At 28.6% G+C, this 14,532-nt stretch carries 8 protein-coding genes and 2 pseudogenes; 8 read left to right on the top strand and 2 right to left on the bottom strand.

Going from position 1 to position 14,532, the window contains the following annotated elements:
- Positions 1–158: 158 nt before the first annotated feature.
- On the bottom strand, positions 159–1,016 hold the full coding sequence (locus tag U881_RS11055; protein ID WP_038363977.1) for a hypothetical protein: 858 nt from the start codon (positions 1,014–1,016) through the stop codon (positions 159–161).
- A 2-nt stretch (positions 1,017–1,018) separates the two neighbouring features.
- Complete coding sequence (locus U881_RS11050; protein ID WP_038363974.1) at positions 1,019–1,945, bottom strand: plasmid maintenance protein; 927 nt, start codon at positions 1,943–1,945, stop codon at positions 1,019–1,021.
- A gap of 926 nt (positions 1,946–2,871) precedes the next feature.
- Here U881_RS11050 and U881_RS13875 point away from each other — a divergent pair.
- From U881_RS13875 to U881_RS13365, 8 genes and pseudogenes are all read left to right on the top strand, one after another.
- On the top strand, positions 2,872–3,000 hold the full coding sequence (locus tag U881_RS13875) for a hypothetical protein (protein WP_456061770.1): 129 nt from the start codon (positions 2,872–2,874) through the stop codon (positions 2,998–3,000).
- A gap of 98 nt (positions 3,001–3,098) precedes the next feature.
- Positions 3,099–3,344 (top strand): annotated as a pseudogene (locus U881_RS13870) (P12 family lipoprotein); the annotation flags it as partial.
- A gap of 1,093 nt (positions 3,345–4,437) precedes the next feature.
- The gene (locus U881_RS11980) at positions 4,438–4,746 is read left to right on the top strand and encodes a CRASP family complement regulator-acquiring lipoprotein (RefSeq protein ID WP_268744160.1); all 309 of its coding nucleotides are present in this window, start codon (positions 4,438–4,440) and stop codon (positions 4,744–4,746) included.
- Positions 4,747–5,209: 463 nt separating this feature from the next.
- Complete coding sequence (locus U881_RS0107105) at positions 5,210–12,610, top strand: BTA121 domain-containing protein surface lipoprotein (RefSeq protein ID WP_024653796.1); 7,401 nt, start codon at positions 5,210–5,212, stop codon at positions 12,608–12,610.
- Positions 12,611–12,838: 228 nt separating this feature from the next.
- Positions 12,839–13,032 (top strand): annotated as a pseudogene (locus U881_RS11975) (variable large family protein); the annotation flags it as partial.
- A 503-nt stretch (positions 13,033–13,535) separates the two neighbouring features.
- Entirely contained in the window at positions 13,536–13,703 is a 168-nt protein-coding gene (locus U881_RS12865; protein WP_160164813.1) for a hypothetical protein, read from the top strand.
- A complete protein-coding gene (locus U881_RS0107085) occupies positions 13,688–14,128 on the top strand; it encodes a hypothetical protein (protein WP_024653795.1) in 441 nt (146 codons plus the stop codon). The genes U881_RS12865 and U881_RS0107085 overlap by 16 nt, the downstream gene beginning before the upstream one ends.
- A gap of 217 nt (positions 14,129–14,345) precedes the next feature.
- Positions 14,346–14,532: hypothetical protein (locus U881_RS13365; protein WP_235048158.1), on the top strand; the 187-nt coding region annotated here is incomplete at its 3' end.

Below are 14,532 nucleotides of genomic sequence, written 5' to 3'. Positions count from 1 at the left end.
ATATACATAATCATAGTCAATATCTTCTGGAACAAGTACTGGAAAATTAACTATTGTTTTATCTATTCGATTAGACTGCACCTCATCGCTCATATAAACTGTCCAAAGCTTATCTCGCTTTATGTACAATCTTTTAGCTAAATATCGCAAATTAAATCTCATGTTACGTCTCCTTTTTCTTTTATAATTTTATTCTCTTCTTCTTTAACTACAATCCCTAAACTTGACAAAGACAATCCCTTAGTCGTCTTAAATCCTGCATAATTAGTTTCAAATTTAATATTCATATTAGGCAACAATCTGTATGAAATGTCTGATGCAGAGTTATTTGATTCATCACCTATTATATTCACACCAATATTGTCTGTTATACCTTGCTCTAATGTATCAGAAATCATACCGTCCAATTTTATTGGACTCTCTATACAATCATTTTTACCTTCAATATCGTCATTTGACAATGACTCAGACAAAATGTTTGGGGGCGTTTTGTTCAAGAAGCTGTCTGTTTCGTTTGATTGTGCGTTATTGCCTATATTTTTCTTCAAATTTGCTAAAATACTTTCTTTTCCCCGATCCTTTAAATGGACACGCTTTTCTTCTGCTCTTCTAAGCCTCTCCTCTCTCTCCTTCGCTTCCTGTTCAAACAGCTTTTGCAAATATTCTTCTCTTCTCAGCAATTCTAGCCTACGTTTCTCTTTTTTTGCTTTCTTTTCTGTTTCATGATTGCGCAAATTTTTTGTTGCTTTTTTGCTTTCTTTCTTTAAAAGTTTTCTTCTAATGCATATGCTCTCACCATAAACCGATTTTTTAACACATCGCTTTTTGTACTTATTGGGATACCAGTCTCTAAATCTGCCTTCCCAAATTACTCCATAATCGTTTATTATCCCATCTTCTCTTTTCATCATCATCCACACTTTGTGCTTGTATCTATTTGCAAATTGCTTTAAAAAATGCTCCAAAATGTCTTCAAGACTGTATTCAATTCCATAATCAATTATTGCTTGCTTCAAATTTAAAAGTGCATTATGTATGTCGAATCGTTGTTACTTAGCTCTTTTATTTGCTTCACATACTTTTCGCTAATTTTGTAGTCAGATAGCAGTCTTGTTTCGACATCTTTCCTAATTATTTTGCAATCTCTTTTCTTTTTTTTATAAAAATCAGCTTTTTTCAAAAGCATTTCTGAATTCTCTTTAGAATTCTTTTCTTTTTTATAGCTTATATTAGCTTTATTAATTACATCGGACATTTTGACATCGGACATTTCGACATGTGACATTAACTTTGGAACATGAGAAATTATGTTTGTTTTGTTATGTTCATTTTCATTTTCATTTAATCGTATTTGACTTTCAATCTTTTCAAGGCTTTCAATCTTTTCAAGGTTTGTGCAATTAGGTGTTATATTTTTATCAAAATCTCCAATAATTTTCTTGTCTTTTAGATTTTCTTTAAGTAGTTCTTTTAGATATTCAAAAATGATTTTTTTGTGCATAGGTGCAAGTTCCATGTTTTGTCTATAGTGAGCAATACTTCCATTTCCCATGCCCATCCTTCTAATTTTGGACTGAATCAATCCTGTTTCATTGAGAAGTTTTATGTCTCTTCTAATAGTTCTTTTAGATACCTTTTTATTACCATCGTTTTCTAATAGTTTACTTACTATATTGTAGATATCACTTGCGGAATATTCTTTAAGACCACTTGATTTTTTATAGTCTTGATTTTTAGTATCTATTGCCCAATAGATCTTAAGCATTCTCTTATATCGTTTGAATGTTTTGCTTACTTGTAACCTGGCCTGAGATACAGAGATATTTATTATTTCAGGTGATGTTTTGTATTGATTTAAGTCAACAAGACTTTTTAGTATTGATTTTATTTGGCTTTTTGTGCCGGTTGATTTGAAATTTTTTGTTTCTTTTGCTAAACTATTCATAAGTTCCTTTAATCCAAAGGTTAGATTTTAGGTATTCTTTGGATTATATTTTTTATTGTATATAAAAATTTCACTTTTGACTAGTTGTGTCGAGGTGATTTTTTTATGTACAGAGGTGATTTATGTACAGTTTTTTATATTAAATTGTGATTTAAATATGAGTGTTGCAGTAAAGTTGATTAACAGATAGTTAAAAGTTTAGTTAAATTTGGAGAGAGTAAAGAGAGATTATCATAGTTTGATATTTGGTGGGCATATTATTAGTTACTATTTTCTTGAAGAAAAGTTTATTCTTTTTTGATAAGAACTTTGTATAATACAAAACACCATTGTTAAAAATATATTGGAATAAATAAAAAATGATAGGAAGGTTTTATCATAATTTATCATAATAGAGAATAAAGATTGCTGCTTAATATCTTTTCTTTACTGTATTTATTTGTCTCATCAAATAACTTTATGTAGTTGTTAGTATCTTAAAATAAGATTATTGTATAGTTGTTTCTGGAATTTGTTTGATATTAGAGTAAAAGGTGTATATTTGTTAGTAATTATTTCGTTTTGATATTGAAGCTCAACATATTTAGTGATTTAGGTAATACAGGAGGGGATATGGAAAAAAGTATTTTTGCAGTCTGTGTTTTAATATTGTTGTGTTTGTCATCATGTGATGCAAAACTCTTTAATGAGTTGTTAGACAGAACAAGATAAGAGTTTTTAGAAAACAACAAAAAGGTAGAAAGTTTAGATTCTAGATAAAAAAGGAGGAAGGTGAGGAAGAGGGTCAAAGATCGCAAGCAGATATTGTTGAACATGTTAAAGAAGGAGTAGGAGTATAACAAGTCGTTCAGGCTATTCCTATATTACCTGTTAATAAAATTCCAATGAATCTTCAAAAAACAATCAAAATATAAGAAAAGGATTTAATTCCAAGTACCAATAAAGAGAAAGAAGCACAAGCAAAAATTGACAAGGTAAAGATTGCTCTTGGTAATTATGCATTTGTTCAATTAATTGAGGACGCACGTAAACTTAAAAGTGAATATGAGCAATAAAATTCAGTTTTTATGATATATTATCAAAACTTTAAGCAGAACTTAAAAGTAAAAAAGGGAGTTATTCTGTAGAGAATAAAACAAAGAAACAAAAATTTCAAGAATTAGTTCAATTTCGCAATCAGTTGAATGAGGAAAGGTTTAATGTTGATATGTTTAGGATTAACGTTGATAATGGACTTAATGAATGAGGGTCTGCAAAGTATTTTTTTGAAAAAGCACAAAATACTTTAAAAGAAGCTATTGCTGAAAGATTAAGAAATAAACGTAGAAGTTATTGGACAAGAAAAGTAGACAGTGATTTCATTGCTCGCAAGGCACGAAGTGAAGCAGAAAGTCTTTAGAGCAATTGGAATCTTCTTTTATGAGTATAAGTAAAGCGATAGGAATAAAGGAAAATATAGAAAATCTTATTCAGGAAGCCAAGTATTTTCTAGTAAATCTTGGAAAATAAGGAAAATATGTAAAGGGATTAATATATTTCCTAACATGAATATTTGCAAGAAGAGTCTTTTTTTTACAAAAGACTCTTCTTGGTTTTATTTGAACAAGTTTTTTGCAATAGTTATCTTTGAAATTTAGTTATATGTTTATTTTTGTTACATTGTAGGGGGGTCTTGGTGAGTATGAGGAATTATTGTTTTGATCTGTTTCGTAAGGTAGTTTTACAATTCAGTTTTAATCTGTTTTATTATTGCTTAATTTGATAATTTTATTTTTTTAATTTTTTGTTCATTTATGCATAATATTTTTTTGTTTTACTGTTTTTTTTAGGCTTTTTAGGAGAGAGAAGCAAGGAGGCAAAAAAATGAAAGAAATAAAAGAGAAAGGGAAGATTATAAGAGAGAATTAGTATTAAAAGAGGGGTGAATAGAATGATAAAGGAAAGTGATGAATGATTGGTGTGGTGAGTTATAATGGACAGTGTGAAGCGGGGGAATATGCATTAGAACTAGGAATAGTTTTTGAGATTCTTTGGTGAAGATTGGACAAGGGTTTCAGGAGATTTTTGGTGTTTTTTTGGAATTCAATTGGTGATGCATTAGGATTTAATTTTTATTTAATCTGATGATAATAGAAAAGCAAAGTGGGAAAATATTTTAGTACTATTGGAGATGGATTAAGGAATACTAAAGAAAAATTAGATGAGTTAGCAGAATAAATAGTTACTATTCCTCATGCTCATACTATAGGAGTAGAAGCTGTTATTAACGGTATTAGTGAGGTGATTGTAAAATTTATTGCTTCTATCACTAATCTTGTTGGGGCGATGTTTATTCATTTTTATTTTTTGGCCTTCTAAAGTAGAAATTTAAATTTATTATTAATAAAAATTTGTGACATTTTTTATAATGTTTGCCATGAAAAATTAAGTATGTATACATATTATGATTGTAAGTATTTACTCCATAATTTTTAATTTAGAATATATAATTTATATTAAGTTTTGAGAGAGTAATTAATAAATTAGAAGAGAATAGAGATAAACTTGATAAATTAAGTCTAATTGATTTAAGAAAAATCAAATCAAAGCTTCAAGAAATTCAATTACAAAAATTTAATTGGAGGAAGGCAGTAAATAGCCTTATTGCATCTTATAAAGCTAAGGCAGATGGAATTGATTCTGACAGTAAGAAATTGATAGAGCATATTGAGAGAAAATATAAAGATCTTATTAAAGTTAAAATTTCTGGGATGCAAGCAGTATCTGATAGGATTATAGCTATTCTAGATACAATTAAGTGATTTATTATAATCATTAAAATACAAAGGAAGGTAGACTATTATTATTCTACCTTCCTATATTTTTCTTGTAGAAATGTATTTAGATGAAGTTTGGTAGGAAAAATTTATTTAATATGTGTTATATGAATTAAAAAAAAGAGTTTTGGTTTATGGTTTCTTTTTTTGTATTTGAGTAAAATAAATATTGTATTAAATTTAAGGTAGCAAACTTTTTTTGATCAGATATGAACAATTTATTGTTTTTCAGTGTACTATCAACTAATGTTGTTATCTTATATTGAAGTTTTTCGTTACTGTTTCATACTATTAATATAATTATCAAAATTTAAGAAATTAATATATCAGTATAATTTGATTGTGTTTCTATTTGATTATAATTATTAATATAATATGATATAATACATTTGATATATTTATAAATATAAAATTAAAAATATAAATTTAAAATATAAGGAAAATATTTATGTCACAAAAAAAAACATTTCAAACTATAAAAGAACAATTGAGTAAGGATGAAAAAATTGCTTTAAATTTTTGGGAAGATCATCACGTGAGACGTAATGAGGATGATTTTCTAGATGAGTATGGGTTGGACAAAAGTGTTCGTTTTCCGTATCCAAGGTATAGCAAATATGAATTTGATTATTTGGTGGTAATAATGGATTCTCAGGGCTGGCTCAAACTAGCTTTATTATTTATTATGTCAACATTAAATGCAAGAGCTGCAGTAAAATATATTATTGAAGATTATAATGGGCCAAATAAAAATATATGGATGGATAGATTCAAAAAGGAAACTATATCCTATTTTAGAGATTTAGTAATATTTACTCGCGGAGAAGGATTTGGCTATACGTCTGACAGGCTTCGTCTATTCTATAATGAGTTAATACACATAAGCGGAGCATTTATTTTTGGAAATATTGCAAAAGATATAATCAATTCTGTGATTATTAAACAGTTAGATGAAGATCAGAAATATGCTTTAGATTTTTTTGAGAAAGCTGTAGTTAAATCTGATTATAATCGCGCAAATCCTTCAAAACAAGGTTTTTATCCGTTCATTGCATACATAACTGTTGATAATCTCAAAAGAATGTTATCAAAAATTGCAATAACGTTAAACACAAAGAAATCTGCAGAACAGGTTCTTGCAAATTATACTGAGGTTAAAAAAGACATATTCAATAAAATGTTAAAAAATTTGGAAATACAATACTTAAGGTATTTAGGAGGAAGTTTAAATGCTGGCTCTTTGGATGCTGTATATTGTAATTTGTCATATGATATATATTGTAATTTTTTAGATGATATATATTGTGATTTGTCAAGGGAAATGCATGTACCTCAATTGAAAAGTGTTGCTCACTCTATAGAGTATTATATAAGCATAATAAATCAATTAAATGATGAGGAAAAAGAAGCCTTAGATTTTTTTGAAGGTTCTATAACAGAACTTAATCCAGATGATCCAGATGATCATAAGCTTATAACACATTCAAAAGAAGATTTTTATTTGTTACTAGAACACATAGGTATTGATAACTTACGATTCCAAAAATTCTTGTCAGATATTGTAATAACACTAAATGCAAAAAAAGTAGCAGAAAAGACTATAAGAAATTATGACAGTTCAATGAAAGATATGCTTATACAAAAATTGCGAAATGTAAAAGCATCTTATATAAAATATCTGAAAAATATTTGTAGTACTTCATCTTTTGATGAGATATATAATAATTTATCAGTCAAAACATACGATGCATCTCAATTTGCTAATATGTTAAACTATATCATATATTTTAATATCATAAACCAGTTAAGTAATGAAGAGAGAGCTGCTTTGGCTTTTCTTGAAGACAGTGTAACAACTCCTAATTTAGATGCTATAGGTAATTTTAAGTCTATAATTCATACAAAACAAACTTTTTATCGACTTATACTAGGCACAGATGATGTTAATAAATTTATAGCAGCTTTAAGAGTTGTCGCAACGACATTAAGTGAAAAAAAATTAACAGAAGAAGCTCTTTTAAATTGCCATGGACTAGAAAAAGACGTATTTATGCAAGAATTTAAAGAGGCAGAAACAATTTATATAAATTGTTTAAGAAATATTTGTAGTACTTTCTTTGTTGAGGAAATGAATTCTAATTTATTACGTGAAGCAAACTATGCATATCATTTTGAAATTCTTAGAAAAAAGATATTAGCTTATAATGATTTTTATGATAAAATTTTGGCACAATTAAGCAATGAAGAGAAAAAGGCTTTAGATTTTCTTAAAAATGTTATAATAAATCCTAATTTAGATAGTCCAGATGATGATAAGATGACAATACAAGCAAGACAAAACTATAATCGATTGATACTAAATACAGGAAATACAGGTGTCATTGATAAACTTAAAGCCATTCTATCATTTATTTTAGGAGTATTAAATGCCAAAGAGGCACTAGAACAGGCTCTTGCAGAATATATTGGGTGGCCATCGGTGAAAGATATGATTGTACAACGCTTGAAAGATGATGAAACAAAATATATTAGATATCTAAAAACTGTTTGTGGTACTTTCTCTGTTGGTGAATTCTGTGATAATTATGCTAATGTATTAGAGACATCCCAATATGAATTACTTTTTAAAAGTATTGTAGAGGATATAAAATTTTATCATGATATTTATGATCAGGTTTTAAAAAAATTGAATGATGATGAAATACGTACCTTAACTTTTCTTGGAAATGCTGTATCAATTCCTGACCCAACTAATTTAGATGACTATTCTTTTCTAAGAAAGGCAAGTTATGTTTTTTATCGTTTTTGTGAGAACTCACTAAAAGCAGGTAGTATTGTTGCAATTAAAAAAGTTCTGTCAGGTATTTCAGAGACATTAAATAAAAAAGAGACAGTAGAGCGATTTCTTGCAAGGTATAATGGACCGGATAAAGATGTACTTATAAAAAGATTCCAAGATCTGGAAACAACATACATTAAACGTTTAAAAACCGCTTGTGATGTTGTTCATTCTGATGATTTGTATAATAATTTATTAGGGACATTCCAATATGGATTAACTTTTGAAAGTATTGTAGAGGATATAAAATTTTATCATGATATTTATGATCAAGTGTTAGAAAAATTAAATGACGATAAAATGCGTGCTGCCTTGGCTTTTCTTGAAGCTGCTATATCAATTCCTGATTTAAGTAACCCAGATGATCGTAATATGATAATTAAGTCAAGACAAACTTTTTATTTTTTTTGTAAGACCTTCCTAGATGCAGATAGTATTACTAGAGTTGAAAGAGCTCTATCAGGCATTGTAGAGACATTAGGTAAAAAAGAGACAATAGGACTCGTTCTTTCAGAGTATGATGGACCGAACAAAAACATACTTACACAAAAATTAGAAGATATAGAAACAGAATACAGTAAACATTTAAAAAATATTTGTAATCATGATTCTATTTATGACATGGAGAATAGTTTATTAAGCAACGCAAATAATTCATTCAGTTTTAATAGTATTGAAACTGAGGTAACATCTTGTAATAGTAAGTATATTAGTATTATCAGTAAATTAGATGAGAAAGAAAAACGTGCCTTCATTTTCTTTAAAAATTCTGTAATAGACCCTAATTTAGAACCTCTAGATGATTCTGCAATGATGCTTAGGATAATACAGAACTTTAGTCGTTTTTTATTTAACACAGATAATGTTTCATTTGATAACATAAAAAAGGCTATCTTAAGTATTGTAATGACATTGCGGGTAAGGAAAGCCGCAGAAGAAGTTATTGAGAAATATGTTACTGGATCAGAAAAAAATATGATTGAACGGGTATTTCAAGTTGAAGAAGTGAGATATAAAAAATATTTAAAAAGTATTTTTAGTTGTGATATGCGTTCTTCTCATAAGACTATTTGTACTGATTTGATGCAAATAAAATACGAGCCATATCTATGGGAAGGCATTGTAAATGGAACGTATCGTTATTATGATATTTTTAGTAAAATTTCAGAACAATTAAGTAATGAAGAGAGAGATGCTTTGGCTTTTCTTGAAGATGCTATAACAAACCTTGTTCCGGGGAATCCAGATGATCATGAGGTTACAATTAAGACAGGGAAGTATAGGAATTTTATAGTGGATACAGATAATATTGATAAACTTCGATCAGCTTTATTGGATATAGTATTAACATTAAATGCAAAAAAAATGGCAGAAAAAGCTCTTGTAGGTTATACTGGAGCAGGAAAAAATATCCTTGTAGCAAAATTAGAAGATACTAAAGCAGAATACGTACGGTACTTAAAAAGTGTTTATGATACTTGCTTTATGTGTGATCATTTATCATCCACACGAAATTATGTATTACTCTTTGAGAGAATTGTAAGTGATATAAATTCTTATAGCAGTATTATGGAAAAATTAGGTGATAAAGAAAGAGATGCTTTAATTTTCCTTGAAGATTCTATAATGATATACAATCCAAATGATCTAAGTGATTATAAAATTACGATGGATTTGAGTAAAAACTATAGTGATTTTGTATTGAAGAAATTTGGTAGTGATGGATTTAAGCAAAGTCTATCAAAGGTTGTAAAAACATTAAAGTCAAAAAAAATAATAGAAGATGATCTTAAAAAGTATATTGGGTCAGGGAAAGATATTCTTGAACAAAGATTCCAAGAGGTAAAAGCAGAATATATGAAGCATTTAAAAAATATTTGTAATACTTTCTCTTTGTATGAAATGCAAAGTAATTTATTGAGCAATTCAGATTATTCATCTCAATTTAGCAGTATTGCAATTTCTATCGCTTCGTATAAGAGAGTTTTAGAACGATTAGATGATAATGAGAAAAAAGCTTTAGATTTTCTTGAAAAATCTATAACAAGATTTAATCCAGATGACTCGAATGACCATGAAATTACAATGCAAGCGAAACGAAACTATAACTTATTGATACTGGAGGCAAATGATGTTAGTAAACTCAAGTTGGTGCTGTCAGGTATTGTGGCAACGTTGAATGAGAAAACAATAGTGGAAGCTGCTCTTGAAAAGTATATTAAAATAGGGAAGGATGTTCTTGAACAAAAATTACGAGATATAGAAGTAGACTATATGAAGTATTTAAAAAACATTTGTAATGTTTCCACTGTTGAGGAAATGAAAGATGATTTATTAAAAAGCTCAGATTATTCACCTCAATTTGAAGGTATTGTAAAGTTTGTTGCCTTGTATAGTGGTGTTTTAGAACGATTAGATGATAATGAGAAAAAAGCTTTAGATTTTCTTGAAAAATCTATAACAAGATCTAATCCAGATGATTCGAATGATCATGAAATTACAATTCAAGCGAAACGAAACTATCACTTACTGATGCTGGATGCTAATCATGATATTAGTAAATTCAAGCCAGTTCTGTTAGGTGTTGTGAAGACGTTAAATGCAAATGAAAAAGTAAAAGATGTTCTTAAGGAATATGCTGAACCAGGGAAAGATGTTCTTGAACAAAGATTCCAAGAAGTAAAAGCAGAATATATGAAGCATTTAAAAGCTATTTGTAATATGTCCTTGTTGAGGCATATGAGAGGTTATTTATTCAAAAGCTCAGATTATTCACCTCAATTTGAAGGTATTGTAAAGTTTGTTGCCTTGTATAGTGGTGTTTTAGAACGATTAGATGATAATGAGAAAAGAGCTTTAGATTTTCTTGAAAAATGTATAACAAAATCTAATCCAGATGATTCGAATGACTATGAAATTACAATTCAAGCGAAACGAAACTATGACTTACTAATGCTGGATGCTAATCGTGATATTAGTAAATTCAAGCCGATTCTGTTAGGTATTGTAAAAACGTTGCAGGCGAAGGAAGAAGCAAAAGATGCTCTTCAATGGTATGCTAAATCAGGGAAAGATTTTCTTGAACAAAGATTCCAAGAAGTAAAAGCAGAATATATGAAGCATTTAAAAAATATTTGTAATACTTTCTATTTGTATGAAATGCAAAGTAATTTATTGAGCAATTCAGATTATTCGCCTCAATTTGAAGGTATTACAAAGACTATTGCCTTGTATAATGGTGTTTTAGAACGATTAGATGATAATGAGAAAAGAGCTTTAGATTTTCTTGAAAAATGTATAACAAGATCTAATCCAGATGACTCGAATGACTATGAAATTACAATTCAAGTGAAGCGAAACTATGACTTACTAATGCTGGATGCTAATCATGATATTAGTAAATTCAAGCCGGTTCTGTTAGGTATTGTAAAAACGTTGAAGGCGAAGGAAGAAGCAAAAAATGCTCTTGGAGAGTATACTAAACCAGGGAAAGATATTCTTGAACAAAGATTCCAAGATGCAGAAGCAGAGTATATGAAGTATTTAAAGGGCATTTTCAATACTTCATATTTTAGTGAAATGTATAATAATTTATTAAGAAAAACAGACAATGCATTCAAATTTGAACGTATTTTAGAATCTATTAACTTTTATAGTGTTAGTTATCATCATAATTTTGTAATTATTATGGGACAATTAGATGAAGATGAACAAAATGCTTTGATTTTTCTTGAATATGCCGTAACAAATCCTAGTTCTGATGATCCAAATGACCATGAGGCTATAGTTAGGGCAAAACAAAATTATAGTTTGCTTATGCTATACAAGGATGATATTAGTAAACTCAAGCTAATTTTGTCAGGCATTGTAAAAACATTAAAGGAAAAAAAATTAGCAGAATATACTCTTCAAGGGTATGCTAAGATAGGGAAAAATGTTTTTGAACAAAAGTTCCAAGATATAAAAGCAAAGTATGTGAAGCATTTAAAAAGCATTTGTAATGTTTATACTGTTGATGAAATGAAAAGTAGTTTATTAAACAATGCGGATCATTCATTCCAATTTAAAAATATTGTAGAGTCTATAAATTATTATATCAGTATTGAACAACAGTTAGATAGTGATGAGAAAAATGCTTTGGCTTTTCTTGAAAGTGTTATAACAATATTTAATCAAAGTAATCTTGAGTTTGTGACTCATACAAAATATAACTTTTATATTTTTATATTACAGATAGGAAATATTGATAGACTTAAAGCAGCTTTATTAGGGATTGTAAAAATGTTAAATGCAAAAAGAGAAATAGAGAGAGTTTTGGAGAATTATTCTGGAACAAATAAAGAGCAATTTATACAAAAATTACAAAAGGAAAATATAAATTATATAAAACTCTTAAAAAGAGTTTGTAATACTTACTCTTTTGTTAAAATGTACAGTGATTTGTTAAACAGAGAAAACGATGTGTTGAAATTTATAATTATTGACATTTATTTAAAATATTATACAAAACTTATAATGAAATATAATTATGTTTTTGGTTTGCAGGTTTTTATTGATAGGCTAAGAATAGCAATTACTGAATTACTTTATACATTTGGTCTATCTGATGAACAGAAGGAAGCAGCTATGTATTTGAGAAAGGCATTAGTGGATACTGCTAAAGCATATACTAATGATACGTTTTATGATCTATTGTCTAAATTGGGTTCTAATAGAGTTAAATCAATTATGAACAATATGTTAGATAATCATCATTTAATTTTGTTTTATAGAGTTAGTGAAACTATTAAGAATATCCAAGCTCCGGATGTAAAGGGTAGATTACAGGATAGGTTAAACATGACGGAAAATAAGTACTTGGAATTATTGAAAAATTATAGCGATGTCAATTTTACTGTTGATCAGATATATGCTAACCTTACACGTAATAAGAGTACAGGTTTTGATTTCAGAAATATTAGTACTGAAGCAGATAGACAAAGACTTGCTGAAGAAGGAGTGGCAAGATAAAGACTTTAATAAGAAACAATAATGTTAATTGAAGATTTAGCGAACGCAGCTAGATCAGTTGATAGTAGTGAATATAGTTAAAATTATTAGGTAAGAAATATAGTAGAGGGAGCAATAAAGCTCTCTTTTTTTATTTGTAGTATTGTATATATTATATAGATTATATTTGTATTAATCGTTATTTGTTGGTTTTTTATTTGCTTTTTTAAGAGAAAAGGATGAAAGACAGTAATAACATCAGGAATTGCTTTAAGAGCAATGCCAAAGGGAGGTAAATTTGCTGCTAAGAATGAAGAGAAATTTGAACATGCAGTCAATGGTGTAGCAGCAAGTATTGTAACTAAAGTATTAAATACGCTAATAATAGCAATAAGAAATACTGTTGATAGTGGTTAAAGGAGAAAAATGAAGTACTAGGCTAGGTATTTAAGAAAGGCATTAATGAAACTCGTAGTTATGAGATAATAGTTCGTGATGCATTACGAAAAATAGGTGATGTAATGAATTAGGTAATATTACTTTTAATTAAAAAAGAGGTATTAAAGTATGAGAAGTTAATAGCGGTGTATTTGATGTTAAAGCATTTGTTAGTTCAGATATAAATAAAAAAAGTACTAATATTTATGCATGTTATTAAATAATTTTTTCATTAAACCGATTAATTATCATTTTATATAATATACTTATAAATATACACTGCATGTCTATTTTTAAGTTAAGTGTATATATAAATTTTAAAAAAGGAGTAATATGTGAAAAAAATAATATGTTATTATGTTTATGTATTGTAGTTTTTATGTCTTGTGCGCAAGGGACTATAAAACCACAGAGTGATAGTGTTAATTTAAAAAACCAAGCAATGATGCTGTAAGTTTCTTAGAAGGTGCAATTTTAACATTCTCTGAATTATCCCCCAGAGTTGGGGATGATAACTGACGTATATCTTCAAGATATATTTTGTAAAGATGTAATGATTGATCCAGTCAAGCTGGATTCAAGTGATGTAGGTTTGCAATATCTTATGGGGTCAAGAAAAGCAGAAGTAAGTAGTAGATTTTCAGGGCACGTGGAATTTCGATGGATGAATTTTTAGCAAAGATTTCAGTGAATCTTGGAGGATCTGAATATTTAAACAAGTATCCTATAGTACCAATTTTGAGCAATGAGGATTTGCAGATGATATCAAATTCATATCTAAAGGTATTACAAGGAAGAGTAGGTGTTCAAGGTGAAGGTTCTGTTAATGAAAATCGTGATTTTCTTATTAGGAGACTTGCTAATAGAATAAATCAACTAAGAAGAGATAGTGAAGATGAAGAGATAAGGTGTGCTATGTTAGCATATCGCAGTCAGTTTTTTACAGCTTTACCATTTGAGATTTTTGCTGTAGAACCTGAACTAGCGGATAGGAGACTAGGCTATATTTTCCAAACTTTAGTCTGTGATGATTATGCTATCAGTGAGTTATTTCAAGTGGTTGATGATTCTAGATGGTATCTTCATAAAGAGAATAAATAATTACCTAACGCCTTATTAGTATCTTTATTCAATATTACGTTATTTTTGAGAAGAGCTGTATATGATCTTACAAATGAGCAATTGGTGTCCGTGATAGAGGATGGCAATATAGAAAGAATTGGTGCTATATATTCATTATTGGAGAAAATGATAAAGGAGAAAGAGAGGATGTCAAATTATGCCCTTGAAAGATGTTTAAGAGATCTAGCATTTAGGTTTGAAGTATCTAAAGGTGGTGGTGGCCGTCCCCTGTTGTGGAATTTATCTGTGTAATAAGCTAGGTGAGCTTGGAAGATATCTTTATGGGAAATTTACAGAGGGGTTTAAAAGTTTGATCAAAGTTATAGGTATGGGACTTGATCAATTAAAACAGCTTGTAGTATATGTTGGTACGACCTTTGTTG

It is taken from the genome of Borrelia persica No12, assembly GCF_000500045.1.
GTDB lineage: Bacteria > Spirochaetota > Spirochaetia > Borreliales > Borreliaceae > Borrelia > Borrelia persica.
Note: the sequence above shows the minus strand (reverse complement) of the source record. Positions and strands in the feature narration are given on the sequence as shown.

What these genes read in the sequence shown, in the direction of transcription:
- U881_RS11050 (WP_038363974.1), bottom strand. Translation starts at nt 1,945, where the DNA reads ATGAATAGTTTAGCAAAAGAAACAAAAAATTTCAAATCAACCGGCACA.
- U881_RS12865 (WP_160164813.1), top strand. Translation starts at nt 13,536, where the DNA reads ATGATAACTGACGTATATCTTCAAGATATATTTTGTAAAGATGTAATG.
- U881_RS0107085 (WP_024653795.1), top strand. Translation starts at nt 13,688, where the DNA reads ATGGATGAATTTTTAGCAAAGATTTCAGTGAATCTTGGAGGATCTGAA.
- U881_RS0107105 (WP_024653796.1), top strand. Translation starts at nt 5,210, where the DNA reads ATGTCACAAAAAAAAACATTTCAAACTATAAAAGAACAATTGAGTAAG.